Source organism: Bacteroides sp. HF-4919 (genome assembly GCF_018860125.1).
On sequence record NZ_JAHKNF010000015.1, the window covers coordinates 47,777 to 72,806 of the forward strand.

The 25,030-nt window shown below is 42.8% G+C and carries 21 protein-coding genes and 5 tRNA genes; 21 read left to right on the forward strand and 5 right to left on the reverse strand.

All coding sequences use genetic code 11. From position 1 onward, the window contains the following. Positions 1-68 precede the first annotated feature (68 nt). Complete coding sequence (locus tag KO473_RS20570) at positions 69-542, forward strand: low molecular weight protein-tyrosine-phosphatase (protein ID WP_005822151.1); 474 nt, start codon at positions 69-71, stop codon at positions 540-542. Here the strand turns inward: KO473_RS20570 and KO473_RS20575 are convergent. Further along, positions 517-2,574, reverse strand: a complete 2,058-nt coding sequence (locus tag KO473_RS20575) for an HD family phosphohydrolase (protein WP_005822149.1) — start codon at positions 2,572-2,574, stop codon at positions 517-519. The two genes, KO473_RS20570 and KO473_RS20575, sit on opposite strands and share 26 nt — an antisense overlap. Positions 2,575-2,668: 94 nt before the next feature. On the opposite strand from KO473_RS20575, the gene gltX reads away from it, so the two are divergent. Both gltX and KO473_RS20585 read left to right on the forward strand, forming a co-directional pair. Further along, the gene (gene gltX / locus KO473_RS20580) at positions 2,669-4,186 is read left to right on the forward strand and encodes a glutamate--tRNA ligase (RefSeq protein ID WP_005822147.1); all 1,518 of its coding nucleotides are present in this window, start codon (positions 2,669-2,671) and stop codon (positions 4,184-4,186) included. Between the two features lie 12 nt (positions 4,187-4,198). Beyond that, complete coding sequence (locus KO473_RS20585; RefSeq protein WP_005822145.1) at positions 4,199-5,419, forward strand: 3-deoxy-D-manno-octulosonic acid transferase; 1,221 nt, start codon at positions 4,199-4,201, stop codon at positions 5,417-5,419. An 80-nt stretch (positions 5,420-5,499) separates the two neighbouring features. Here the strand turns inward: KO473_RS20585 and KO473_RS20590 are convergent, their stop codons facing one another. Both KO473_RS20590 and KO473_RS20595 read right to left on the reverse strand, forming a co-directional pair. Then, the gene (locus tag KO473_RS20590; protein WP_005822144.1) at positions 5,500-6,012 is read right to left on the reverse strand and encodes a gamma carbonic anhydrase family protein; all 513 of its coding nucleotides are present in this window, start codon (positions 6,010-6,012) and stop codon (positions 5,500-5,502) included. 114 nt (positions 6,013-6,126) lie between these two features. Then, a complete protein-coding gene (locus tag KO473_RS20595) occupies positions 6,127-7,905 on the reverse strand; it encodes an aminopeptidase P family protein (protein WP_005822143.1) in 1,779 nt (592 codons plus the stop codon). A gap of 172 nt (positions 7,906-8,077) precedes the next feature. On the opposite strand from KO473_RS20595, the gene rpsU reads away from it, so the two are divergent. The 17 genes from rpsU to rpoC all read left to right on the forward strand — a co-directional run bounded on the left by rpsU (position 8,078) and on the right by rpoC (position 22,695). Next, the gene (gene rpsU / locus KO473_RS20600) at positions 8,078-8,269 is read left to right on the forward strand and encodes a 30S ribosomal protein S21 (protein WP_005782152.1); all 192 of its coding nucleotides are present in this window, start codon (positions 8,078-8,080) and stop codon (positions 8,267-8,269) included. A 73-nt stretch (positions 8,270-8,342) separates the two neighbouring features. After that, entirely contained in the window at positions 8,343-9,224 is an 882-nt protein-coding gene (gene xerC / locus KO473_RS20605; protein ID WP_005811400.1) for a tyrosine recombinase XerC, read from the forward strand. Between the two features lie 14 nt (positions 9,225-9,238). Next, positions 9,239-9,538, forward strand: coding sequence for a ribosome hibernation-promoting factor, HPF/YfiA family (hpf, locus tag KO473_RS20610; RefSeq protein WP_005782154.1), 300 nt, complete (start codon positions 9,239-9,241; stop codon positions 9,536-9,538). A 98-nt stretch (positions 9,539-9,636) separates the two neighbouring features. Beyond that, a tRNA-Thr gene (locus KO473_RS20615) sits at positions 9,637-9,710 on the forward strand. 71 nt (positions 9,711-9,781) lie between these two features. Beyond that, positions 9,782-9,864 (forward strand) — tRNA-Tyr (locus KO473_RS20620). Between the two features lie 32 nt (positions 9,865-9,896). Beyond that, positions 9,897-9,969: transfer RNA gene (locus KO473_RS20625), tRNA-Gly, on the forward strand. A gap of 11 nt (positions 9,970-9,980) precedes the next feature. Next, positions 9,981-10,052: transfer RNA gene (locus KO473_RS20630), tRNA-Thr, on the forward strand. A gap of 50 nt (positions 10,053-10,102) precedes the next feature. Further along, entirely contained in the window at positions 10,103-11,287 is a 1,185-nt protein-coding gene (gene tuf, locus KO473_RS20635; RefSeq protein WP_005782155.1) for an elongation factor Tu, read from the forward strand. Between the two features lie 53 nt (positions 11,288-11,340). Further along, positions 11,341-11,413 (forward strand) — tRNA-Trp (locus KO473_RS20640). 14 nt (positions 11,414-11,427) lie between these two features. Further along, on the forward strand, positions 11,428-11,619 hold the full coding sequence (gene secE / locus KO473_RS20645; protein ID WP_005782157.1) for a preprotein translocase subunit SecE: 192 nt from the start codon (positions 11,428-11,430) through the stop codon (positions 11,617-11,619). 17 nt (positions 11,620-11,636) lie between these two features. Continuing rightward, positions 11,637-12,179, forward strand: coding sequence for a transcription termination/antitermination protein NusG (gene nusG / locus KO473_RS20650; RefSeq protein WP_005782159.1), 543 nt, complete (start codon positions 11,637-11,639; stop codon positions 12,177-12,179). Positions 12,180-12,239: 60 nt separating this feature from the next. Then, on the forward strand, positions 12,240-12,683 hold the full coding sequence (gene rplK / locus KO473_RS20655) for a 50S ribosomal protein L11 (protein WP_004291286.1): 444 nt from the start codon (positions 12,240-12,242) through the stop codon (positions 12,681-12,683). 15 nt (positions 12,684-12,698) lie between these two features. After that, entirely contained in the window at positions 12,699-13,397 is a 699-nt protein-coding gene (gene rplA, locus KO473_RS20660; protein ID WP_005782161.1) for a 50S ribosomal protein L1, read from the forward strand. A 15-nt stretch (positions 13,398-13,412) separates the two neighbouring features. Beyond that, positions 13,413-13,925 carry a 50S ribosomal protein L10 gene (rplJ, locus tag KO473_RS20665; protein WP_005782163.1) on the forward strand — a complete coding sequence of 171 codons (513 nt, stop codon included), beginning with the start codon at positions 13,413-13,415 and terminating at the stop codon, positions 13,923-13,925. 48 nt (positions 13,926-13,973) lie between these two features. Beyond that, positions 13,974-14,348 (forward strand): 50S ribosomal protein L7/L12, encoded by a 375-nt coding sequence (gene rplL / locus KO473_RS20670; protein WP_005782165.1) that lies wholly within the window; start codon positions 13,974-13,976, stop codon positions 14,346-14,348. Between the two features lie 104 nt (positions 14,349-14,452). Beyond that, the gene (gene rpoB, locus KO473_RS20675; RefSeq protein WP_005822142.1) at positions 14,453-18,265 is read left to right on the forward strand and encodes a DNA-directed RNA polymerase subunit beta; all 3,813 of its coding nucleotides are present in this window, start codon (positions 14,453-14,455) and stop codon (positions 18,263-18,265) included. Between the two features lie 146 nt (positions 18,266-18,411). Continuing rightward, positions 18,412-22,695 carry a DNA-directed RNA polymerase subunit beta' gene (rpoC, locus tag KO473_RS20680; RefSeq protein WP_005811389.1) on the forward strand — a complete coding sequence of 1,428 codons (4,284 nt, stop codon included), beginning with the start codon at positions 18,412-18,414 and terminating at the stop codon, positions 22,693-22,695. 69 nt (positions 22,696-22,764) lie between these two features. Here the strand turns inward: rpoC and KO473_RS20685 are convergent, their stop codons facing one another. Both KO473_RS20685 and KO473_RS20690 read right to left on the reverse strand, forming a co-directional pair. Next, positions 22,765-23,901, reverse strand: a complete 1,137-nt coding sequence (locus KO473_RS20685) for an acyltransferase (protein WP_005782172.1) — start codon at positions 23,899-23,901, stop codon at positions 22,765-22,767. 76 nt (positions 23,902-23,977) lie between these two features. Continuing rightward, positions 23,978-24,541, reverse strand: a complete 564-nt coding sequence (locus KO473_RS20690) for a Crp/Fnr family transcriptional regulator (RefSeq protein WP_032537599.1) — start codon at positions 24,539-24,541, stop codon at positions 23,978-23,980. 191 nt (positions 24,542-24,732) lie between these two features. Between KO473_RS20690 and KO473_RS20695 the strand changes: the two genes are divergently transcribed. Then, the gene (locus KO473_RS20695) at positions 24,733-24,978 is read left to right on the forward strand and encodes a GlsB/YeaQ/YmgE family stress response membrane protein (RefSeq protein WP_005791529.1); all 246 of its coding nucleotides are present in this window, start codon (positions 24,733-24,735) and stop codon (positions 24,976-24,978) included. Positions 24,979-25,030: the final 52 nt, after the last annotated feature.

The following is a 25,030-nucleotide window of genomic DNA, read 5'->3' on the forward strand; positions in this document are numbered from 1 at the left end:
AGGGGAGATCCATGTAGCGTGTTCCTGCATGCGGATTTTTATGCCTTAATTATTTAAAATAAGAAAGAATGAAAAAGAAAATACTTTTTGTTTGTTTGGGAAACATTTGCCGCTCTTCTACGGCAGAAGGCGTGATGCTTCATCTGATCAGAGAGGCCGGATTGGAAGATCAGTTCATGATTGATTCGGCCGGTATCTTGGCCTATCATCAGGGAGAGCTGCCCGACAGCCGCATGCGTGCTCATGCAGCTCGCAGAGGATATGAACTGGTTCATCGTTCGCGTCCGGTCCGTACAGAGGACTTTTATGACTTTGACCTTATAATCGGCATGGACGATCGGAATATCGATGACCTGAGGGAGAAAGCTCCCTCTCCGGCAGAATGGGAAAAGATTCATCGGATGACGGAATACTGCACCCGCATCCCCGCCGATCACGTGCCCGACCCCTATTATGGAGGTGCGGAAGGCTTTGAATACGTGCTCGATATACTCGATGATGCTTGTGCCGGACTCCTTACTTCTTTAACTCAGGATAGCTGATACGCGTGTGGTAAATCGTTTTCAGCTTTTCTTTAAATACCGCTTTGATCGTTGCAATGTCTTTGAAGGTAATCGGACATTCTTTGAAATATCCTTCCTGCACTTGTGAGTCGATAATTTTATCTACCAGGTTGCTGATGCTCTCTTCGGTATACTCAGGTAAACTGCGTGAAGCGGCTTCTACGGAGTCTGCCATCATCAGTATGGCTGTTTCTTTTGAGAACGGGTTAGGTCCCGGATATGTGAATACTTCTTCATCCGGTTCCTCACCCGGATGTTCGTTCTTCCAGGATATGTAGAAGAATTTGGTCTTTCCGCGCCCGTGGTGGGTGCTGATGAAATCCTTGATCACTTTGGGTAAGTTATGCTTGTCGGCCAGTTTTAATCCGTCTGTTACGTGACTGATAACTACCTGGGCACTCTGTTCATAACTCAGGTTCTTATGGGGGTTCACCCCCGACTGGTTTTCGGTAAAGAAAGCCGGATTCTCCATTTTTCCGATATCATGATACAGTGCTCCGGTACGTACCAACTGGCTTTTGGCACCGATACGTATTGCAGCTTCGGCGGCCAGATTAGCCACCTGCATCGAGTGCTGGAAAGTACCAGGAACGGTTTCGGACATTCTTCGCAGCAGATCGTTGTTGATGTTCGACAACTCTACAAGCGTTACATTCGATGTAAAACCAAAAGTCTTTTCGAGCAGGAATAATAAAGGATAAGCAAACAGTAATAGCACTCCATTGATGATGAAGTATATGTACATACTGACATTCAGCTTTGAAAGATCGTTTTCGCTGATCAGTTCAAAAGCGAAATATATGGCTGCATACGTCAGTATCACCAGGAGGGCGGTGCGGAACAGTTGTGAGCGTTGCGACAATTCTCTCAGGCTGAAGATAGCCACGAGTCCGGCTGCTAATTGTGTCAGGATGAACTCGTGGGGGTATCGCAGGGTGATGGAACAGATCAGTATGGTGATGACATGTGTCAGGAATGCCGTGCGTGAATCGAGAAAAACCCGGATGATAATCGGAAGCATGGCATAAGGCAGGATGTACACATTAAATATATTGTTTGTCACCATCAATGCCGTGATGACGCAATAGAATACAATTAAGGCGAAAAGTAGCGACAGACTGCCTTTACGCTCATAATAGTCTTTGCGGAAGAGTTCCAGATATAGCATAAAGCAAAGTACCAGAATACCGACAAATAAGATTTGTCCGGCGAGTATCAGCCGCTTTTGTCCAAGAGATTCACTCCGCTTAATAGACTCTTTACGTAAAGATTCCAGAATGTTGTATGTCTGTTTGCTGACAATTTCTCCACGGTCGATGATCTTTTGTCCGCTTTGTACGACTCCATTTGCCCAGGAATAGTTGTCGAGCAGCTCTTTCCGGGCAGTCTCTGTACGTACGGAGTCATAAATCAGATTGGGAGTTATATACTCGTTGAGTGCGCATTGACGCAGGATGTCTTTGTTATAATGGGCGGTGTCACTCGATATAAGATACTCGTAGGCTCTCTTTACGGTATATATTCCGTCAGTCATTCGCTGGTTTGCTAATTTGTCGTCAATCACCATGATAGAAGAGAGACTGTCATGGAGGAGGGTTCGCATCTCCTCTGTCGATACGACTCCCGATTGATAAATGGTCTTCAGCCCTTTCTCAATATAACGGATGTAATCTGTTGAGGGGAGTATCCCTTTCAGATGTGTATGGTAGTTCTCCTTAAGCTTGGCGAGCGCGTTCTTTTCCACCTCTTTATTCAATTCAAAGTAGGGTTGAAAAGAGGCCAGAAGACTGTCTTGCTCCCTTTTTACCACTGCTTCGTCTTTGTAAATCGGGAAGTCGAAAGTAGCCATTAACTGACCGTACTTCCACGGCTTGTTTATGTCAAACTGATAGTTAAACTTCCCATCCCGTGGTAGGAAATAAACAATGAAGGCCACAGTACCGACGAAAATCAGTGCTTTATATAACAAATCTTTGTATGAGAAACTATTTTTCTTCTTCCAGTGTTCCATAACCCTTGAATTTTTTGCGAAAAGTACAAAAAAAAACAATAGTGTGGAAAAAAAGGTTTAATTTTGCCACGATTTACCTATACTAACGCAAATTATGGCAGAAAGAAAAGTAAGAGTTCGTTTTGCTCCGAGCCCAACAGGAGCATTGCATATAGGTGGTGTGCGTACCGCTTTGTATAATTATCTGTTTGCCCGCCAGCATGGGGGAGATTTGATTTTCCGTATCGAGGATACTGACTCAAACCGTTTTGTCCCGGGTGCGGAAGAATATATCCTGGAATCATTTAAGTGGTTAGGGATTCAGTTTGACGAGGGTGTCAGCTTTGGAGGTGAATATGGACCGTACCGCCAGTCAGAACGTCGCGAAATATACAAGAAGTATGTACAAGTGTTGCTTGACAACGGAAAAGCCTATATTGCTTTCGATACTCCGGAGGAGCTGGATGCCAAACGTGCTGAAATAGCCAACTTCCAATATGACGCATCTACCCGTGTGGGAATGCGCAATTCGCTGACCCTTTCACAGGAAGAGGTGAAGGCGTTGATTGCTGACGGAAAGCAATATGTGGTACGTTTTAAAATTGAGCCGAACGAAGACATTCATGTGAATGACCTGATTCGTGGAGAAGTGATTATTAACTCATCTATCCTTGACGACAAGGTTCTATATAAATCGGCCGATGAACTGCCTACTTACCACTTGGCTAATATTGTTGATGACCATCTGATGGAGGTATCACACGTGATCCGTGGTGAGGAGTGGTTGCCTTCCGCTCCGTTGCACGTATTGTTGTATCGCGCATTTGGTTGGGAAGACACAATGCCTGCTTTTGCTCATTTACCTCTGTTGTTGAAACCCGAGGGCAATGGTAAGCTGAGTAAACGTGATGGTGACCGTCTGGGATTTCCTGTATTTCCGCTTGAATGGCATGATCCGAAGAGTGGAGAAGTTTCTTCAGGTTATCGTGAATCGGGTTATCTGCCTGAGGCTGTCATTAACTTCCTCGCCTTGTTGGGATGGAATCCGGGTAACGATCAGGAGGTAATGTCCATGGATGAGTTGATTCATCTGTTCGACTTGCACCGTTGCAGTAAATCGGGTGCTAAATTTGACTATAAGAAAGGGATTTGGTTTAATCATACTTACATTCAACAGAAGTCTGACGAAGAAATAGCCGAACTGTTTGTGCCTGTTCTGAAAGAACATGGTGTGGAAGCTCCTTTCGAAAAAGTAGTAACAGTGGTTGGGATGATGAAGGACCGTGTCAGCTTTGTCAAAGAACTGTGGGATGTATGCAGTTTCTTCTTTGTAGCCCCGGCAGAATATGATGAAAAGACGGTTAAAAAACGCTGGAAAGAAGATTCGGCTAAATGTATGGCCGAACTGGCTGAAGTATTGGCCGGAATAGAAGATTTCAGTATTGAAGGTCAAGAGAAAATTGTAATGGATTGGATTGCTGAGAAAGGTTATCATACAGGTAATATTATGAATGCTTTCCGCTTGACGCTGGTAGGCGAGGGCAAAGGTCCCCATATGTTTGACATTTCCTGGGTATTGGGAAAAGAAGAAACACTGGCTCGTATGAAACGTGCCGTAGAGGTTTTGAAATAAGAATCCGGAGGTATGTTTTACGATCTGGCAATAGGAATTTACGACCTTCTGGTGCATCTGGCTGCACCATTCAGCCGTAAGCCCCGAAAGATGATGAAGGGGCATTGGGTAGTGTACGACCTTCTTCGTCAACAGGTAGAGAAGGACGCGCGCTATATCTGGTTTCATGCTGCTTCTTTGGGAGAGTTTGAGCAGGGGCGTCCCTTGATTGAGAAAATACGGGAGAGGTATCCGGATTATAAAATACTGCAAACGTTTTTTTCTCCTTCGGGATATGAGGTCCGGAAGAACTACCGTGGAGCCGACATTGTCTGCTATTTGCCGTTTGATAAACCTCGTAATGTGAAGAAGTTTCTGGATATTGTGAATCCTTGTATGGCTTTCTTCATCAAATACGAATTTTGGAAGAACTATCTGGATGAATTACACAAGCGTCGTATCCCTGTGTATAGTGTTTCGTCCATTTTCCGTAAAGATCAGATATTCTTTAAGTGGTATGGAGGTACTTACAGAAATGTGCTGAAGGATTTTGATCACTTGTTTGTGCAGAACGAAGCATCGAAGCGTTTCCTTGCCAAGATTGGAATTACAAGGGTTACGGTAGTGGGAGATACGCGTTTTGACCGTGTTTTGCAGATTCGTGAGCAGGCCAAGGAGTTGCCGCTGGTGGAACAGTTCAAGGATGGCGCATTTACTTTTGTGGCCGGAAGTTCCTGGGGACCGGATGAGGATCTTTTCATTGAGTATTTTAATAATCATCTTGAGATGAAGTTGATTATAGCACCACATGTAATCGATGAGAATCATTTGGTAGAGATTATTGGTAAGTTGAAACGTCCTTCTGTGCGTTATACCCGTGCCGATGAAAAGAATGTCCGGAAGGCGGACTGCCTGATAATCGATTGTTTCGGTTTACTGTCTTCTATTTATCGTTACGGAGAGATTGCTTATATCGGAGGTGGTTTCGGAGTAGGAATTCATAATACTCTTGAAGCGGCAGTTTATGGTATTCCGGTAATTTTCGGACCCAAATATCAGAAGTTTATGGAGGCGGTACAATTGATTGAAGCCAAAGGGGCTTATTCGATTAAGGATTACGAGGAGCTGAAGACGTTGCTCGACAGGCTTCTGTCCGATGAAAAGTTCCTGAAAGAAACGGGAACTAACGCTGGTAATTATGTGATTGGCAACTCCGGAGCGACGGACAAGGTACTACACATGATAAATTTTTAAGGCTTTGAACCTGATAAACAAAAATATCCTCCGGGGAACCCAGTCCCTCCGGAGGATATTTTTGTTTATCAGGTCGGGTCTTATTTATACCAATCAGAGTACATCAGGTAATTATGAGCTATTTTTTGGTTTAACTCTTTGGCTTGTTCCGGATCAACCTTTTTTATAAATTTTGCCGGTACTCCTCCCCAAATACTTCCCGGTTCGATGATGGTGTTGCTGAGTACAAGTGAGCCTGCTGCTACAATCGCTCCCTCACCGATAACAGCATGATCGAGCAGGGTCGATCCCATACCGATCAATGCGTAATCTTTAATTGTCGCACCATGAATGGTTACATTATGTCCTACCGATACATGATTACCTATTTCAATCGTCGATTTTTGATAGAGAGTGTGTAATACACTCCCGTCTTGTATATTCACTCCGTCGCCAATGCGGATGGAGTTTACATCCCCTCTCAGCACGGTGCTGAACCAAAGGCTACAATCGCGCCCCATCTTTACATCGCCGATGATGGTGGCATTGTCGGCCAGAAAACAGTTTTCTCCGAATTCAGGAGTAAAACCTCTTACTGATTTTATTAAAGCCATAGGTTATTGATTAAAATATGTTTGAGAAATAGATGGAATCAGCATCCTATAAGATGCTGATTCACACTAATAATGATTTTGGTGACCTATAAAGGCGGTCCTTCCTTTGGTTTGTCAGATTGCGGCTGTTGCCTCTTTCAACCATATTTTTTCTTCTTCATTCAGACCGGGGGATAACTTTTCATATACTTGCCGGTGATAATCATTCAGCCAGTCTGTTTCTTCTGCGGTTAGCAACTCCTTGATTATACCCTTTTTACAGATAGGACAAAGCGTGATGGTTTCGAACCTCAGGTATTCGCCAAACAAGCCTTCACCAGCCTTGCATACCAGTGTCAGATTCTCGATTCGTATGCCGTGGCTACCACCTTTATATACTCCGGGTTCGTTTGAGGTGACCATGCCGGGTTGCAATACAACCGGATTCTCGTTCATACGAATGCTTTGTGGACCTTCGTGCACGCTGAGGAAATGGCCTACGCCATGACCGGTGCCATGCAGGAAATTCATTTTGTGGCTCCATAATGGCATACGTGCCAGTACATCCAGTTGTGCCCCTCTGGTTCCTGCCGGAAAAACGGCCATCGCCAATGCGATGTGTCCTTTGAGGACCAGTGTATAGTCTGTCTTTTCTTCCTCTGTTAGCTCACCCAATGCAATGGTACGTGTGATGTCAGTGGTGCCATCCATGTATTGAGCTCCTGAGTCGAGTAAAAGAAAGCCTTTGGGTTGCAATGTCGCGTTGCTTTCTTCGGTTGCTGAATAATGTACAATAGCCCCGTGTTCTTTGTAACCCGCAATGGTATCAAAACTTTCGCCTACGTACAAATTCTGTGCAGCACGGAACTTGTGCAGTTTGTGATCGATGCTTAATTCTGTTTCTATTCCGGAAGGGACGGCAGACTCCAGCCATTTAAGGAATCTGACTAAGGCGACACCGTCACGCTGCATGGCTGCATGGACTCCTGCTATTTCTTGATTGTTACGGACAGCTTTCAGTAAGGCTACCGGTGCTTCTCCTCGTATGATCCGGCATTTGGGGTTTACGGAGGAAAAAATAGCATAATTGGTTTTTGCCGGATTCATCAGGATGCTGGTGCTCTTGAGATCTGATAAGTAAATTTCTGTTTCTGCGTAGTTCCGTATCTCTACTTGCTGCTCTTTTAAGTAGTTCCGTACTTCTTCAGTTACTTTCTCCGGAGCAATGAATAATATCGTGCTGTCTTCTGTAATAAGTAAATAGCTTATTACTACGGGGTTGCAATGTACATCGTTTCCGCGTAGGTTTAGGGTCCAGGCTATTTCATCTAAAGCTGATAATATAACACTTTCTGCACCCTTTTTCTTTAGCTCCGTACGAATGGATGCGATTTTTTCTGTGCAACTTTTTCCCGCATATTCAATGTCGTATACAAAGGCAGGTGATTCCGGCATAGGCGGTCGATTTGTCCATATCTCCTGCATAGGATCAGGGCAGAATATGATTTGAAGATTACTTGATGAAAGTTCGGCTTGCATATACTCCACTTGTTCCACTGAGAACATTTTTCCATCGATACCTACTGCCTCTCCCGGTTTTAACTGGGTAGACAAGAATTCTGTGATACTTGGAGTGTCCGGCAGCATCTCTTTATATAAGTCTATGCCACTTCCTTGTAACTGTTCTGCTGCTTGTAAAAAATATCTTGAGTCAGTCCAGAGTCCTGCTTTCTTTGCTGTAATCACTACCGTACCGGCCGACCCGGTAAATCCAGAAATCCATTCTCGTGATTTCCAGTGTGGTGCAACGTATTCACTGAGATGAGGGTCTGTGCTGGGGATGATGAATGCTTGAATGTTTGGCTTAAACCACATGCGTAATGCATGTATTCGTTCACTGATAGACTGTTTCATACATTATATATATTATATGTTATACTCTCCAAAGATAACTACTTTCTGTTCCTTTTGCATTGATTTTGAGAAATAATTGCCGAAAGTTTTGTGAATAAAGAAAGTATGTGTAATTTTGCGGCGCAATTTGACTGCGGAAATTTTAAACCATAACATATTTAATAGTAACAAAATGATTGTAGTACCTGTAAAAGAAGGCGAAAACATTGAAAAAGCGCTGAAGAAGTTTAAGAGAAAATTTGAAAAAACTGGCATCGTTAAAGAGTTGAGAAGCAGACAACAGTTCGACAAACCGTCTGTAACTAAAAGACTTAAGAAAGAACGTGCAGTTTACGTACAAAAACTTCAGCAAGTAGAAGATTAATAATTCGTAATTTCCTTTGAATTATTGAATTCTTTTCATACATTCGTTGCAGAATTATAGATGTAGCGATATTATGTTAGCAGATTCTTTTCTTGATTACCTCCGGTACGAACGGAATTATTCTGAGAAGACCGTACTGGCTTACGGCGAGGATATTTCGCAGTTGCAGGAGTTTGCTCAAGAGGAGATTGGGGAGTTTAATCCGTTGGAAGTGAAGCCCGAACTGATTCGTGAGTGGATTGTTTCACTGATGGATCGGGGGTATACTTCAACTTCTGTGAATCGTAAGCTGAGTTCGCTCCGGTCGTTTTATAAATATCTCCTCAGACAAGGAGAGGTGAGTGTTGATCCGTTACGTAAAATAACGGGGCCAAAAAATAAAAAGCCACTTCCTTCTTTCTTGAAAGAGAGTGAAATGAATAAATTGCTGGATGACACGGATTTTGGTGAAGGGTTTAAGGGGTGTCGGGATCGTTTGATTATTGAGGTGTTTTATGCCACAGGCATGCGTCTCTCTGAATTGATAGGTTTGGATGATAAGGATGTAGATTTCTCAGCCTCTCTTCTGAAAGTAACGGGAAAGAGAAATAAGCAGCGCTTGATCCCTTTTGGGGATGAATTGAAAGAAGCGATGTTTGAGTATGTTGATGTAAGGAACAAAGTGATTTCAGTGAAGTCTGATGCTTTTTTTGTTAGAGAGAATGGCGAACGACTTTATAAGAATCTGGTCTATAATTTGGTGAAACGGAACCTTTCGAAGGTGGTAACGCTTAAGAAGCGCAGTCCTCACGTGTTGAGGCATACCTTTGCCACAACAATGCTGAATAATGATGCGGAGTTGGGTGCGGTGAAGGAGCTTTTAGGTCATAGTAGTTTGGCGACTACGGAGATTTATACGCATACCACTTTTGAAGAACTTAAAAAAGTGTATAAACAAGCTCATCCACGAGCCTAAAAAAGGAGGTAAGTATGGAAATTAGAATTCAATCGATTCACTTTGATGCAACAGAACAATTGCAGGCTTTCATTCAGAAGAAAGTGTCTAAGTTGGAAAAATATTACGAAGATATAAAGAAAGTAGAGGTGTCATTAAAGGTGGTTAAACCAGAAACTGCGGAGAATAAGGAGGCCGGAATTACGGTGTTGGTTCCAAACAATGATTTTCATGCAAGCAAAATCTGTGATACGTTTGAAGAAGCGGTTGATTTGTGTGTGGAAGCATTGGAGAAGCAGTTGGTTAAGTACAAGGAAAAACAACGAAATAAATAAAAATACCGCAAATATTTTGCGGGAAAGAAATAAATAACTAAATTTGCAGCCGTTTCGCTCGCGTTAGGACGTGACGGTTGCATTTTTTAAGTAAAAACGCCTCTTTAGCTCAGTTGGCCAGAGCACGTGATTTGTAATCTCGGGGTCGTTGGTTCGAATCCGACAAGAGGCTCAAGAATAAATCAGAATAGAAAAAGTTTGGGCGTTCTTACGCTTACTTCGAAATTCGATTTCTGTAATGAAGGGCAAATACCAGAGTGGCCAAATGGGGCAGACTGTAAATCTGCTGGCTTACGCCTTCGGTGGTTCGAATCCATCTTTGCCCACGGAGAAGACAGAGTGAAAACTTTGGCAAATTGCGGAAGTAGCTCAGTTGATAGAGCATTAGCCTTCCAAGCTGAGGGTCGCGGGTTTGAGCCCCGTCTTCCGCTCTCTCTATTTCGCTGTTATAGCTCAGTGGTAGAGCACTTCCTTGGTAAGGAAGAGGTCCCGGGTTCAAATCCCGGTAACAGCTCTGTAAGATGTAAATGCTGATTATTAATCAAATAAATAACAAGTAAAGCTATGGCTAAAGAGAAATTTGAACGTACCAAACCGCACGTAAACATTGGTACAATCGGTCACGTTGACCACGGTAAAACCACTTTGACTGCTGCTATCACTACAGTGTTGGCAAAAAAAGGTCTTTCTGAACTCCGCTCTTTCGATTCTATCGACAACGCTCCTGAAGAAAAGGAAAGAGGTATTACTATCAATACTTCACACGTTGAGTACGAAACAGCTAACCGTCACTACGCACACGTTGACTGTCCGGGTCACGCTGACTACGTAAAGAACATGGTTACTGGTGCTGCTCAGATGGACGGTGCTATCATCGTAGTTGCTGCTACTGATGGTCCGATGCCTCAGACTCGTGAGCACATTCTTTTGGCTCGTCAGGTAAACGTTCCGAAGCTGGTTGTATTCATGAACAAGTGCGATATGGTTGAAGATGCTGAAATGTTGGAACTGGTTGAGATGGAAATGAGAGAACTTCTTTCTTTCTATGATTTCGACGGTGACAATACTCCGATCATTCAGGGTTCTGCTCTTGGTGCATTGAACGGTGTAGAAAAATGGGAAGACAAAGTAATGGAGCTGATGGAAGCTGTTGATACTTGGATTCCGTTGCCTCCGCGCGATGTTGATAAACCTTTCTTGATGCCGGTAGAAGACGTGTTCTCTATCACAGGTCGTGGTACTGTAGCTACAGGTCGTATCGAAACTGGTGTTATCCACGTAGGTGATGAAATCGAAATCCTTGGTTTGGGTGAAGATAAGAAATCAGTTGTAACAGGTGTTGAAATGTTCCGCAAACTTCTGGATCAGGGTGAGGCTGGTGACAACGTAGGTCTGTTGCTTCGTGGTGTTGACAAGAACGAAATCAAACGTGGTATGGTTCTTTGTAAACCAGGTCAGATTAAACCTCACTCTAAGTTTAAAGCTGAGGTTTATATCCTGAAGAAAGAAGAAGGTGGTCGTCACACTCCATTCCACAACAAATACCGTCCTCAGTTCTATCTGCGTACTATGGACTGTACAGGTGAAATCACTCTTCCGGAAGGAACTGAAATGGTGATGCCGGGTGATAATGTAACTATTACTGTAGAGTTGATCTACCCGGTTGCATTGAACATCGGTCTTCGTTTCGCTATCCGCGAGGGTGGTCGTACAGTAGGTGCTGGTCAGATTACTGAAATTATCGACTAAAATTAAATATTAATCAGTTCCCGGTAGTATTATCGGGAACTGATTATGTACAAACGGGAGTAGCTCAGTTGGTAGAGCACCGGTCTCCAAAACCGGGTGTCGGGAGTTCGAGCCTCTCCTCCCGTGCTAATATTTATGAAATGAAAAAAGTAGTAGCTTATATTAAAGAATCTTACGACGAACTTGTTCATAAAGTGTCGTGGCCTACGTATTCAGAACTAACTAACAGTGCGGTAGTTGTTTTATATGCTTCCCTGCTTATTGCATTGGTAGTGTTCGCGATGGACTTCTGTTTCCAGAATTTTATGGAAAAAATAATTTATCCACATTAAAAAAAAGAGGAATTACGATGTCTGAGATTGAAAAGAAATGGTACGTTTTGCGTGCTATTAGCGGAAAAGAAGCTAAGGTAAAAGAGTATCTTGAAGCTGATATTAAAAACAGCGACCTTGGCGAATATGTGTCTCAGGTATTGATTCCTACCGAAAAGGTATACCAGGTTCGCAATGGTAAAAAAATTGTGAAAGAAAGAAGTTATCTTCCTGGTTACGTTTTGGTGGAGGCTGCTTTGGTTGGTGAGGTTTCTCACCATCTGAGAAATACTCCTAATGTGATAGGTTTCTTGGGAGGTTCCGATAAACCGGTTCCCCTCAGACAGTCGGAAGTGAATCGTATACTTGGTACAGTGGACGAATTGCAAGAAACGGGTGAAGACTTAAATGTTCCGTATATTGTAGGTGAAACTGTAAAGGTTACTTTTGGTCCTTTTAGCGGATTCAGTGGTATCATTGAAGAAGTGAATAGTGAAAAGAAGAAACTAAAGGTCATGGTAAAGATATTCGGGCGTAAAACACCGCTTGAATTAGGCTTTATGCAAGTGGAAAAGGAATAACGCAGAATTGTTACGCTGTAGTTGTCCTTCGTTTAATGTTATATATAAATCAATAAAAAAATGGCTAAAGAAGTTGCTGGACTAATCAAATTACAGATTAAAGGAGGCGCGGCAAACCCATCACCTCCCGTTGGACCTGCATTAGGTTCTAAGGGAATCAACATCATGGAGTTTTGCAAGCAATTCAACGCCAGAACCCAAGACAAGGCAGGTAAGATTTTGCCTGTTATCATTACTTACTACGCAGATAAGTCTTTCGATTTTGTAATCAAGACTCCTCCCGTTGCCATTCAGTTGCTTGAAGTGGCTAAGGTAAAGAGTGGTTCTGCTGAGCCTAACCGTAAGAAAGTTGCCGAGATCACTTGGGAACAGGTTCGTACGATTGCTCAGGACAAAATGGTTGACTTGAACTGTTTTACTGTGGAAGCTGCCATGAAAATGGTTGCAGGTACAGCTAGAAGTATGGGTATCGCTGTAAAAGGGGAGTTCCCGGTTAATAATTAATAAACTTCAATTGTAATGGGTAAACTGACAAAAAATCAAAAGTTAGCTGCAGGAAAAATTGAAGCAGGGAAAGCATACTCACTGAAAGAAGCTGCATCTTTGGTAAAGGAAATCACTTTTACTAAGTTTGATGCTTCATTAGATATTGATGTACGTTTAGGTGTTGATCCACGTAAAGCAAACCAAATGGTGAGAGGTGTTGTTTCACTTCCTCATGGAACTGGAAAGCAAGTACGTGTGTTGGTACTTTGTACACCGGATGCTGAAGCTGCTGCAAAAGAAGCTGGTGCTGACTATGTTGGTCTTGACGAATATATTGAAAAGATCAAAGGTGGATGGACTGATATTGATGTGATTATCACTATGCCATCTATCATGGGTAAAATTGGTGCACTCGGTCGTGTGCTTGGTCCTCGTGGATTGATGCCTAACCCGAAGAGTGGTACCGTAACTATGGATGTTGCTAAAGCTGTAAGAGAAGTAAAACAAGGTAAGATCGACTTCAAAGTTGATAAGAGCGGTATTGTTCATACTTCAATTGGTAAGGTTTCATTCACTGCAGAGCAGATTCGCGATAATGCAAAAGAATTTATCTCTACATTGAACAAGTTGAAACCGACTGCAGCCAAGGGTACATATATTAAGAGTATTTATCTTTCTAGTACAATGAGTGCGGGTATCAAAATTGACCCGAAATCAGTAGAGGAAATCTAATAAAACAGAGTAACAATGAGAAAGGAAGATAAAAATACGATTATTGAGCAGATTGCTGCTACAGTACAGGAATATGGTCACTTCTATTTGGTAGATACAACAGCTATGAACGCTGCTGCAACAAGTGAATTGAGAAGAGCTTGTTTCAAGGCTGACATCAAATTGATGGTAGTTAAGAACACACTCCTCCACAAAGCGCTTGAAAGCATTGAAGGTGATTTCTCTCCTCTTTATGGTTCTTTGAAAGGTACGACAGCTGTGATGTTCTGCAACGTTGCAAACGCACCTGCAAAACTGATCAAAGATAAATCTAAAGATGGCATTCCGGGACTGAAAGCTGCATATGCAGAAGAAAGCTTCTATGTTGGTGCTGACCAGTTGGATGCTCTCGTAGCTATTAAGAGTAAAAATGAAGTTATTGCCGATATCGTTGCCCTGTTGCAATCACCGGCCAAGAATGTTATTTCTGCTCTTCAATCAGGTGGCAACACCCTTCACGGAGTTCTCAAAACTCTTGGTGAAAGATAATTATAACACATTTTATTTAGTAAATTAAACATTAAAATCATACAAAAAATGGCAGATTTGAAAGCTTTTGCAGAACAATTAGTTAACTTGACAGTAAAAGAAGTTAATGAACTTGCAACTATCCTTAAAGAAGAATATGGTATTGAACCTGCTGCTGCAGCTGTAGCTGTTGCTGCTGGTCCTGCAGCTGGTGCTGCTGCCGCAGAAGAAAAGTCTTCTTTCGACGTAGTATTGAAGAGCGCTGGTGCAGCTAAACTTCAGGTTGTTAAAGCCGTTAAAGAAGCTTGTGGTCTTGGCTTGAAAGAAGCTAAGGACATGGTAGACGGTGCTCCTAGTGTAGTAAAAGAAGGTTTGGCTAAAGACGAAGCAGAATCATTGAAGAAAACATTGGAAGAAGCTGGAGCTGAAGTTGAACTTAAATAACATTAGCCTGGTAATCAGGTAATTCGGTTAAGAATCCTTCACAAGAGGATTCTTAACCTTTTTGTGTATATATTTAAAATTAAGTTCTCCAAATTCATTGACAGATGTCTTCAAATACTGTAAATCAAAGAGTTAATTTTGCTTCGACTAAGAATCCGCTTGAATATCCGGATTTCCTGGAAGTACAATTGAAGTCATTCCAAGACTTTCTACAACTAGATACCCCACCTGAGAAGCGTAAAAAAGAGGGATTGTATAAAGTATTTGCTGAAAACTTCCCAATTGCCGACACAAGAAACAATTTTGTTCTTGAGTTTCTGGACTATTATATTGATCCGCCGCGCTATACCATTGATGATTGTATAGAGCGTGGGCTTACATATAGTGTCCCATTGAAAGCGAAACTCAAGCTTTACTGTACAGACCCCGATCATGAGGATTTCGATACAGTGATTCAGGATGTGTTCCTTGGTCCTATCCCTTACATGACTGATAAGGCAACTTTCGTCATCAATGGTGCTGAGCGTGTAGTTGTGTCGCAGCTTCACCGTTCTCCGGGCGTATTCTTCGGTCAGAGTGTACATGCCAATGGTACAAAATTGTACTCGGCCCGTATCATCCCGTTCAAGGGATCATGGATTGAGTTTGCTACCGACATCAACAATGTGATGTATGCTTATATCGATCGTAAGAAGAAGTTACCTGTTACTACGCTGTTAAGAGCTATTGGCTTTGAGAATGATAAAGACATTCTTGAGATTTTTAACTTGGCTGAAGATGTAAAGGTTAACAAAACAAATCTCAAGAAGGTAGTAGGTCGTAAATTGGCTGCACGTGTCTTGAAAACCTGGATTGAAGATTTCGTTGATGAAGATACCGGTGAAGTTGTTTCTATCGAGCGTAATGAAGTCATTATCGACCGTGAAACAGTGATCGAACCGGAACATATAGATGAAATAATTGACTCGGGCGTTCAAAACATCCTTATTCATAAGGAAGAGCCGAATCAGTCCGACTACTCTATTATATATAATACCCTTCAGAAAGATCCGAGTAACTCGGAAAAGGAAGCTGTGCTGTATATCTATCGCCAATTGCGTAATGCAGATCCGGCTGATGATGCCAGTGCCCGTGAGGTTATCAATAACCTGTTCTTTTCTGAAAAGCGGTATGATCTTGGTGATGTAGGTCGTTACAGAATCAACAAAAAGTTGAATTTGACGACAGACATGGATGTGCGTGTCCTCACCAAAGAAGATATTATTGAGATCATTAAATATCTGATTGAGTTGATTAACTCTAAAGCAGATGTGGATGATATTGACCACTTAAGTAACCGTCGTGTACGTACTGTAGGCGAGCAGCTGTCTAACCAGTTTTCTGTCGGTTTGGCACGTATGTCGCGTACTATTCGTGAACGTATGAACGTTCGTGATAACGAGGTGTTTACTCCGATTGATTTGATCAACGCAAAGACTATTTCTTCAGTGATCAATTCGTTCTTCGGAACTAATGCATTGTCTCAGTTTATGGACCAGACAAACCCGTTGGCTGAGATTACTCACAAGCGCCGTATGTCTGCCCTTGGTCCTGGTGGTCTGTCTCGTGAACGTGCCGGATTTGAGGTTCGTGACGTTCACTATACGCACTATGGACGTCTTTGTCCGATTGAGACACCGGAAGGTCCGAACATCGGTTTGATTTCATCACTTTGCGTGTTTGCTAAGATCAATGACCTTGGTTTCATTGAAACTCCTTACCGTAAAGTAGATAATGGTAAAGTAGACCTTTCTGAAAACGGACTTGTCTACCTGACAGCTGAAGAAGAAGAAGCCAAGATCATTGCACAGGGTAATGCTCCGCTGAATGATGATGGGACATTTATTCGCAATAAGGTTAAGTCTCGTCAGGATGCCGATTATCCGGTTGTAGAACCTTCAGAAGTAGAGTTGATGGACGTTGCTCCTCAGCAGATTGCTTCTATTGCTGCATCTTTGATCCCATTCCTTGAACATGATGACGCTAACCGTGCTTTGATGGGATCGAACATGATGCGCCAGGCAGTTCCGTTGTTGAGAAGCGAAGCCCCGATCGTAGGTACAGGTATCGAGCGCCAGTTGGTGCGTGATTCACGTACTCAGATTGCTGCTGAGGGTGATGGTGTAATTGATTTTGTTGATGCTACTACTATTCGTATTCTGTACGATCGTACTGAAGATGAAGAGTTTGTAAGCTTCGAACCTGCATTGAAAGAATACAGGATTCCGAAGTTCCGCAAAACGAACCAAAATATGACTATTGACCTTCGTCCGATCTGCAATAAAGGTGATCGTGTGACAAAAGGTCAGATTTTGACAGAAGGTTATTCTACCGAGAATGGTGAGCTTGCTTTGGGGAAGAACCTGCTTGTAGCCTACATGCCTTGGAAAGGTTATAACTATGAGGATGCTATCGTGTTGAACGAACGTGTAGTTCGCGAGGACTTGCTGACTTCAGTTCACGTAGAAGAGTATTCACTCGAAGTTCGTGAAACCAAGCGTGGTATGGAAGAGTTGACTTCCGATATCCCTAATGTTAGTGAAGAAGCCACTAAGGATCTTGATGAGAACGGTATTGTACGTGTTGGTGCACGCATTCAGCCGGGTGATATCCTAATTGGCAAGATCACTCCGAAAGGTGAATCTGATCCTTCTCCGGAAGAAAAATTGCTTCGTGCCATTTTTGGAGATAAAGCGGGTGATGTGAAAGACGCTTCTTTGAAAGCATCTCCTTCATTGAAGGGTGTGATCATTGACAAGAAGTTATTCTCTCGTGTCATTAAAAACCGTAGTTCTAAGTTGGCCGATAAGGCATTGCTTCCAAAGATTGATGATGAATTTGAATCTAAGGTAGCAGACTTGAAACGCATTCTGGTGAAGAAACTGATGGCTTTGACTGAAGGTAAAGTATCTCAAGGCGTGAAAGACTATCTGGGCGCCGAAGTTATTGCCAAAGGTTCTAAGTTCAGTGCATCAGATTTCGATTCACTTGATTTCACCGCAATACAGTTGAGCGACTGGACTAATGATGATCATGCGAACGGTATGATTCGTGATTTGATCCTGAACTTCATCAAGAAGTACAAAGAGCTCGATGCAGAACTGAAACGTAAGAAGTTTGCTATCACAATTGGTGATGAACTGCCTGCAGGAATCATCCAGATGGCGAAAGTATATATTGCTAAGAAACGTAAGATTGGTGTAGGTGATAAGATGGCAGGTCGTCACGGTAATAAAGGTATCGTGTCACGTGTTGTTCGCCAGGAAGATATGCCATTCCTGGAAGATGGTACTCCGGTGGATATTGTATTGAACCCGTTGGGTGTGCCTTCACGTATGAACATTGGTCAGATTTTTGAGGCTGTCCTCGGACGTGCCGGAAAGAATTTGGGTGTGAAGTTCGCTACACCGATTTTTGATGGTGCAACTCTTGACGACTTGAACGAATGGACAGATAAAGCTGGCTTGCCTCGCTATTGCAAGACTTATCTTTGCGACGGTGGTACAGGAGAACGCTTTGACCAACCAGCAACTGTAGGTGTTACTTATATGTTGAAACTCGGTCACATGGTTGAAGACAAGATGCACGCACGTTCTATCGGTCCATACTCATTGATTACTCAGCAACCTCTTGGTGGTAAAGCTCAATTTGGTGGTCAGCGTTTCGGAGAGATGGAGGTTTGGGCACTCGAAGGCTTCGGTGCATCACATATTCTTCAGGAAATCTTGACAATTAAGTCGGATGATGTTGTAGGACGTTCTAAGGCTTATGAAGCAATTGTGAAGGGCGAACCTATGCCGCAGCCGGGTATCCCTGAATCTTTGAACGTGTTGTTGCACGAGTTAAGAGGATTGGGGCTGAGCATCAATTTGGAATAATGAACTAATGTGCCAATATGCCAATGTACCGATCAAGGTACATTGGCTGTGGCATTTCATAATTAGTATGTTTTCTTATTGGCACATTGGCATTAGCCAATCGGCACATTATTTAGTTAATTAGCATATTATATAATTATAAAAGTATGGCTTTTAGAAAAGAAAATAAGATCAAGAGCAATTTCTCGAAAATCTCTATCGGTTTGGCTTCTCCGGAAGAAATCCTTGAGAATTCGAGTGGTGAAGTATTAAAGCCTGAAACCATCAACTATCGTACGTACAAACCCGAGCGTGACGGTTTGTTCTGCGAACGTATCTTCGGCCCGATCAAAGACTACGAATGCCATTGCGGTAAATACAAACGTATCCGTTATAAAGGTATTGTCTGCGACCGTTGTGGTGTAGAAGTTACTGAAAAGAAAGTACGTCGCGAACGTATGGGACATATTCAGCTTGTTGTGCCTGTGGCTCACATCTGGTATTTCCGTTCGCTGCCCAATAAGATCGGTTACTTACTGGGTCTTCCCACTAAGAAACTTGATTCTATCATTTACTACGAACGTTATGTTGTCATTCAGCCAGGTGTGAAAGCTGAAGACGGCATTGCCGAATTCGATTTGCTATCGGAAGAAGAATATCTCGATATTCTTGATACTCTTCCCAAAGACAACCAGTATCTGGAAGATACGGATCCTAACAAGTTCATCGCTAAGATGGGTGCCGAAGCGATCTATGATTTGCTTGCACGTCTTGATCTTGATGCGTTGTCATACGAACTGCGCCACCGTGCCGGCAATGATGCTTCGCAGCAACGTAAGAACGAGGCTCTGAAACGTCTTCAGGTGGTGGAGTCGTTCCGTGCATCACGCGGACGCAACAAGCCGGAATGGATGATCGTACGAATTGTACCGGTGATCCCGCCTGAACTTCGTCCATTGGTTCCGTTGGATGGTGGTCGTTTTGCTACATCCGATTTGAATGACCTTTATCGTCGTGTGATTATCCGTAACAACCGTTTGAAACGTTTGATTGAAATTAAGGCTCCTGAAGTGATTCTCCGCAACGAGAAACGTATGCTTCAGGAATCTGTCGATTCATTGTTTGATAACTCACGTAAGTCAAGTGCAGTTAAGACTGATGCCAACCGTCCGTTGAAATCATTGTCAGACAGTTTGAAAGGTAAGCAAGGACGTTTCCGTCAGAACTTGCTGGGTAAACGTGTTGACTATTCAGCCCGTTCGGTAATTGTTGTTGGTCCGGAATTGAGAATGCACGAGTGTGGTATTCCTAAGCTGATGGCTGCCGAGTTGTACAAACCGTTCATTATTCGTAAACTGATTGAGCGCGGTATCGTAAAGACTGTGAAGTCTGCTAAGAAAATTGTAGACCGTAAGGAGCCGGTGATTTGGGATATCCTTGAACACGTAATGAAAGGTCATCCGGTATTGCTGAACCGTGCTCCGACACTTCACCGTTTGGGTATCCAGGCTTTCCAACCCAAAATGATCGAGGGTAAAGCTATCCAGTTACACCCATTGGCATGTACAGCGTTTAATGCCGACTTTGACGGTGACCAAATGGCGGTTCACTTGCCTTTGAGTAACGAAGCAGTGCTTGAAGCCCAAATGTTGATGTTGGCTTCTCACAATATTCTGAATCCTGCTAATGGTGCTCCTATTACTGTTCCTTCACAGGATATGGTGCTTGGTCTGTATTATATTACTAAGCTCCGTAAAGGCGCGAAAGGTGAAGGGCTCACATTCTATGGTCCGGAAGAAGCGTTGATCGCTTATAATGAAGGTAAGGTAGACATTCATGCTCCGGTGAAGGTTATTGTGAAAGACCTTGACGAAAATGGAAACATTGTTGATGTAATGCGTGAAACTTCAGTAGGTCGTGTAATCGTGAACGAGATCGTTCCGCCTGAAGTAGGATATATCAATACTATTATCTCTAAGAAGTCGCTGCGTGACATTATTAGTGCCGTAATCAAGGCTTGCGGTGTTGCTAAAACTGCTGATTTCCTTGACGGAATCAAGAACCTGGGTTACAAGATGGCCTTCCAAGGCGGTCTGTCATTCAACTTGGGTGATATTATCATTCCAGAAGAGAAAGAGACACTTGTTCAGAGAGGTTACGATGAAGTTGAGCAAGTGATCAATAACTATAACATGGGTTTCATTACCAATAACGAACGTTACAATCAGGTGATTGATATCTGGACACATGTTAACTCTGAGTTGTCTAACATTTTGATGAAGACAATTTCTTCTGATGATCAGGGTTTCAATTCTGTGTACATGATGCTTGATTCCGGTGCCCGTGGTTCTAAAGAGCAGATTCGTCAGCTTTCCGGTATGCGTGGTTTGATGGCTAAGCCGCAGAAAGCAGGTGCCGAAGGTGGCCAGATCATCGAAAACCCGATTTTGTCGAACTTTAAAGAAGGACTTTCCGTATTGGAGTATTTTATCTCTACCCACGGTGCCCGTAAAGGTTTGGCCGATACCGCATTGAAGACTGCCGATGCCGGATATCTGACTCGTCGTCTGGTAGATGTTTCGCATGATGTTATTATTAATGAAGAGGATTGCGGTACGCTCCGCGGATTGGTTTGTACAGACCTTAAGAACAACGATGAAGTTATCGCTACCTTGTACGAACGCATCCTTGGTCGTGTATCCGTACATGATATCATACATCCCCAGACCGGAGAACTGTTGGTTGCTGGTGGTGAAGAAATTACAGAAGATATCGCTAAGAAGATACAGGAGTCTCCGATCGAAAGTGTTGAAATCCGTTCGGTATTGACTTGCGAATCGAAGAAGGGAGTTTGCGCGAAATGTTACGGCCGTAATCTGGCTACGAACCATATGGTTCAGAAAGGTGAGGCTGTCGGTGTAATTGCTGCCCAGTCTATTGGTGAACCGGGTACACAGTTGACACTGCGTACATTCCATGCCGGTGGTACGGCTGCCAATATCGCAGCTAATGCAAGTATCGTTGCCAAGAACAATGCTCGTTTGGAATTCGAAGAACTTCGTACGGTAGATATTGTCGACGAAACAGGTGAAGCTGCCAAAGTGGTAGTAGGCCGTTTGGCTGAAGTTCGTTTCATCGACGTCAATACGGGTATTGTACTTTCTACACACAACGTTCCTTACGGTTCTACACTTTATGTAGCCGATGGTGAAATAGTAGAAAAAGGTAAGCTGATTGCGAAGTGGGACCCGTTCAACGCTGTTATCATAACGGAGGCTACTGGTAAGATCGAATTCGAGGGCGTTATTGAAAACGTTACTTATAAGATTGAGTCGGATGAAGCAACCGGACTTCGTGAAATTATCATTATCGAATCTAAGGATAAAACTAAAGTTCCTTCTGCCCATATTCTGACGGAAGATGGTGACTTGATTCGTACATACAATTTACCTGTGGGTGGACACGTTGTGATCGAAAATGGTCAGAAGGTGAAAGCTGGTGAGGTAATCGTTAAGATTCCGCGTGCCGTAGGTAAGGCTGGTGATATTACCGGTGGTCTTCCTCGTGTTACAGAGTTGTTTGAAGCACGTAACCCGTCGAACCCTGCTGTTGTATCTGAAATAGATGGTGAGGTAACTATGGGTAAGGTGAAACGTGGTAATCGTGAGATCATCGTTACTTCTAAGACTGGTGAAGTGAAGAAATATCTTGTTCCGCTGTCTAAACAGATTCTTGTACAGGAGAACGATTATGTTCGTGCCGGTACTCCGCTGTCTGATGGTGCTACCACTCCGGCTGATATTTTGGCGATCAAAGGTCCTACGGCTGTACAGGAATATATCGTGAATGAAGTTCAGGACGTATACCGTTTGCAGGGTGTGAAGATTAATGATAAGCATTTTGAAATTATCGTTCGTCAGATGATGCGTAAAGTAACTATTGACGAGCCGGGCGATACTCGTTTCCTTGAACAACAGGTTGTCGATAAACTGGAATTCATGGAAGAAAATGATCGTATCTGGGGTAAGAAGGTAGTTGTAGATGCTGGTGATTCTGAAAACTTGAAAGCAGGTCAGATTGTTACTGCCCGTAAGTTGCGTGATGAAAACAGTATGTTGAAACGCCGTGACCTTAAACCGGTTGAAGTGCGTGATGCTGTTGCCGCTACTTCTACTCAGATTCTTCAGGGTATCACTCGTGCTGCATTGCAGACTTCAAGCTTTATGTCAGCTGCTTCCTTCCAGGAAACAACTAAAGTCTTGAACGAAGCTGCCATCAACGGTAAGATAGATAAATTGGAAGGTATGAAGGAGAACGTAATTTGCGGTCACCTCATTCCGGCAGGTACAGGACTGCGCGAATTTGATAAGATCATTGTAGGTTCTAAAGAAGAGTACGATCGTATTTTGGCTAACAAAAAGACTGTGCTTGACTATAATGAAGTAGAATAATACAATTCAATTGACTATAACTGAAAAAGAGCAATTGCCGTAAAGGTGATTGCTCTTTTTTATAGGATGTTATCGTATGAAACGATCGGTTAGTTTACTTTTCGACATTAACCAGACGATAGCGTAGCATGTCAGGAATACGAGACAGGCCATACTGATGATACGTACGATATATGGTAACTGTTCCTTATCCAACAAGTCGTAGGCGACAAATACAAATACGTAGTGGCTCAGGTAAATGCCGAATGTGAGTGATGCCATATGGGATAACCATCGGTTTGAAGGAACCTTTATTTTCTGCACGATTACAAATACTGGGAAGGTCATCATAAACACGTTGATGCCCGCAAAGTACCATACAATTTCCAAATAGGCATAATTGCCCGGGAAGTGGTTCTGTGTGATGACATATCCGTATGAAGTAATCAGATAGCCTACCAGAAACATCGGAATGGTGACGCCCAAGAGTTTCTTCCAACTCCACTTTAGTGGATACCTCGTAAGATAATAGGCCAGTAAAAGATAGCCGATAAATCCTGAGAAATAATAGAAAGTTCCGTAGTCATTCCAATCACATATTCCCCATAAACCCATATTGCCATAGTTGCCTTGATAGCCCAGCATCGGAGCGAACATTTTAACGTAAGGTGCTATTAGACTCACGCCCCAAATGCTTAGGAATAGCTTCAGTTCCTTTTTCGACGCTTTTTCCAACCAACCACTGACAATAGGCATCACCAAATACAGGCCAATCAGCATATAGAGATACCATAATGGAACTGTATCGAAATTGAAGTTAAAGATAAATGTATACAGTTTGATCCACAAAGCCTCCAAACTATGATCCGGCATGGAAATCAATGGATTTTGAGTATTAGGGTTGATGTAGTTCAGATATACGAAATACAGTACAGGTAAGACCAGTGACCAAAAGATTATCGGAGGAATCAGTCTCCCGATCCTCTTCTTGTAAAATGTCCCCATGTCGGTTCGTACGGGAAATAGCAATACACCGGTCATCATAACAAAAATGGGTACACATGGGCGCATCAAGCTACCTAAAAATGTTCCTGTCAGAAACGACTCCCGATTGGCGTCAAATTGCCCGATGAACGCATCGCAGCAGTGCGAAAAAACAACGAAGAAGCAGGCGAGCACCCTCAGCAGGTCAATCCAACCTATATTCTCTCTTTTCTTTAATTCCATGATATAATTGATTTAAATGTGTTAAGCGACAAATGTACAACCTATTTTGCTGTCAGCATTTGCTCTACATTAAAAATCACTCTTCCGCCCTTATTTTACTCAGGGTAGGCAAAGTAATGCCCAGATAGGCGGCAATATAACCCAGATTGACCCGGCTGCAGACATCGGGAAGTCTTTCTTTAAGTTTTGCATACCTCTCTCGGGCCGACAATGTCAGCCGTTCTTTATGTTTGCGATGGAGTTCCCGATATCTATTCTGATGAATGACTCTTCCCCAATTAGCCAATTCTATATTTGTTTCGTACAGTTCGATCAGTGTCTTGATGGGGATGGCATAGAGCAGTACATCTTCCAGTGTTTCCACAAACTCTTCACTGGGTTTACCGTAGTATAACTCATCCATGCTGAACACGATATCTCCTTCACACGAAAAAGAAGTCGTAACCTCTTTTCCGTCTACCAGCCAGTACGACCGTGTGATTCCTTTTTCTATGAAATAAGCGTATTTGTGATAGACTCCCTCCCGTATCAGCAGATACCTTTTAGGGAATCGGCACGGAGTCAGCTGTTTCGTCAGTAAATCTATTGTTTTATCAGACATCTCAGACTGCTTTTTTATGTTGTAAATTATATTTTTCATAGAACCTAAGATTATCTTTTCGGCAAAGATAACCCCTTTTTAGTAAGCGCCACAATTTGTTACCCGAAAATCCGATCTGTCTGTACTGCTTGCTTAGGCAGGTTTCTCAATAGTCGTTAATTCCTTCTTTGACTCCCGAACATTTCAGTGCCTATAGCGTTCCTATAACAAAACAATATAAATCAAGCATTATGAATTTTATCTGGTACATTTTGATAGGTATCCTTGCCGGTTATTTTGCCGGTAAGATAATGCGCGGAGGAGGTTTCGGCCTCTTAGTCAATCTCCTGTTAGGGATTATAGGTGGTGTGTTGGGTGGCTGGGTATTTGCCCTTCTCGGGCTGGCAGCAACCGGAATCATCGGTAGTTTGATTACTTCCGTTGTCGGTGCCATTTTATTTCTTTGGATAGCCTCTTTTTTCAGTCGTTCCCGATAGGGAAAACGAGCTTTATTATAGAATGATATTGTTTATTGTGGTTATATAAAAA

Bases quoted from the DNA above. Each gene is read 5' to 3' on its own strand.
- KO473_RS20590 (WP_005822144.1), bottom strand. From the start codon at position 6,012: ATGGCTTTAATAAAATCAGTAAGAGGTTTTACTCCTGAATTCGGAGAA.
- rplK (WP_004291286.1), top strand. From the start codon at position 12,240: ATGGCTAAAGAAGTTGCTGGACTAATCAAATTACAGATTAAAGGAGGC.
- hpf (WP_005782154.1), top strand. From the start codon at position 9,239: ATGGAAATTAGAATTCAATCGATTCACTTTGATGCAACAGAACAATTG.
- rplJ (WP_005782163.1), top strand. From the start codon at position 13,413: ATGAGAAAGGAAGATAAAAATACGATTATTGAGCAGATTGCTGCTACA.
- KO473_RS20690 (WP_032537599.1), bottom strand. From the start codon at position 24,541: ATGAAAAATATAATTTACAACATAAAAAAGCAGTCTGAGATGTCTGAT.
- rpsU (WP_005782152.1), top strand. From the start codon at position 8,078: ATGATTGTAGTACCTGTAAAAGAAGGCGAAAACATTGAAAAAGCGCTG.
- KO473_RS20695 (WP_005791529.1), top strand. From the start codon at position 24,733: ATGAATTTTATCTGGTACATTTTGATAGGTATCCTTGCCGGTTATTTT.
- nusG (WP_005782159.1), top strand. From the start codon at position 11,637: ATGTCTGAGATTGAAAAGAAATGGTACGTTTTGCGTGCTATTAGCGGA.
- gltX (WP_005822147.1), top strand. From the start codon at position 2,669: ATGGCAGAAAGAAAAGTAAGAGTTCGTTTTGCTCCGAGCCCAACAGGA.
- KO473_RS20685 (WP_005782172.1), bottom strand. From the start codon at position 23,901: ATGGAATTAAAGAAAAGAGAGAATATAGGTTGGATTGACCTGCTGAGG.
- rpoB (WP_005822142.1), top strand. From the start codon at position 14,453: ATGTCTTCAAATACTGTAAATCAAAGAGTTAATTTTGCTTCGACTAAG.
- KO473_RS20595 (WP_005822143.1), bottom strand. From the start codon at position 7,905: ATGAAACAGTCTATCAGTGAACGAATACATGCATTACGCATGTGGTTT.
- rplA (WP_005782161.1), top strand. From the start codon at position 12,699: ATGGGTAAACTGACAAAAAATCAAAAGTTAGCTGCAGGAAAAATTGAA.
- KO473_RS20570 (WP_005822151.1), top strand. From the start codon at position 69: ATGAAAAAGAAAATACTTTTTGTTTGTTTGGGAAACATTTGCCGCTCT.
- tuf (WP_005782155.1), top strand. From the start codon at position 10,103: ATGGCTAAAGAGAAATTTGAACGTACCAAACCGCACGTAAACATTGGT.
- xerC (WP_005811400.1), top strand. From the start codon at position 8,343: ATGTTAGCAGATTCTTTTCTTGATTACCTCCGGTACGAACGGAATTAT.
- rplL (WP_005782165.1), top strand. From the start codon at position 13,974: ATGGCAGATTTGAAAGCTTTTGCAGAACAATTAGTTAACTTGACAGTA.
- KO473_RS20575 (WP_005822149.1), bottom strand. From the start codon at position 2,574: ATGGAACACTGGAAGAAGAAAAATAGTTTCTCATACAAAGATTTGTTA.
- rpoC (WP_005811389.1), top strand. From the start codon at position 18,412: ATGGCTTTTAGAAAAGAAAATAAGATCAAGAGCAATTTCTCGAAAATC.
- secE (WP_005782157.1), top strand. From the start codon at position 11,428: ATGAAAAAAGTAGTAGCTTATATTAAAGAATCTTACGACGAACTTGTT.
- KO473_RS20585 (WP_005822145.1), top strand. From the start codon at position 4,199: ATGTTTTACGATCTGGCAATAGGAATTTACGACCTTCTGGTGCATCTG.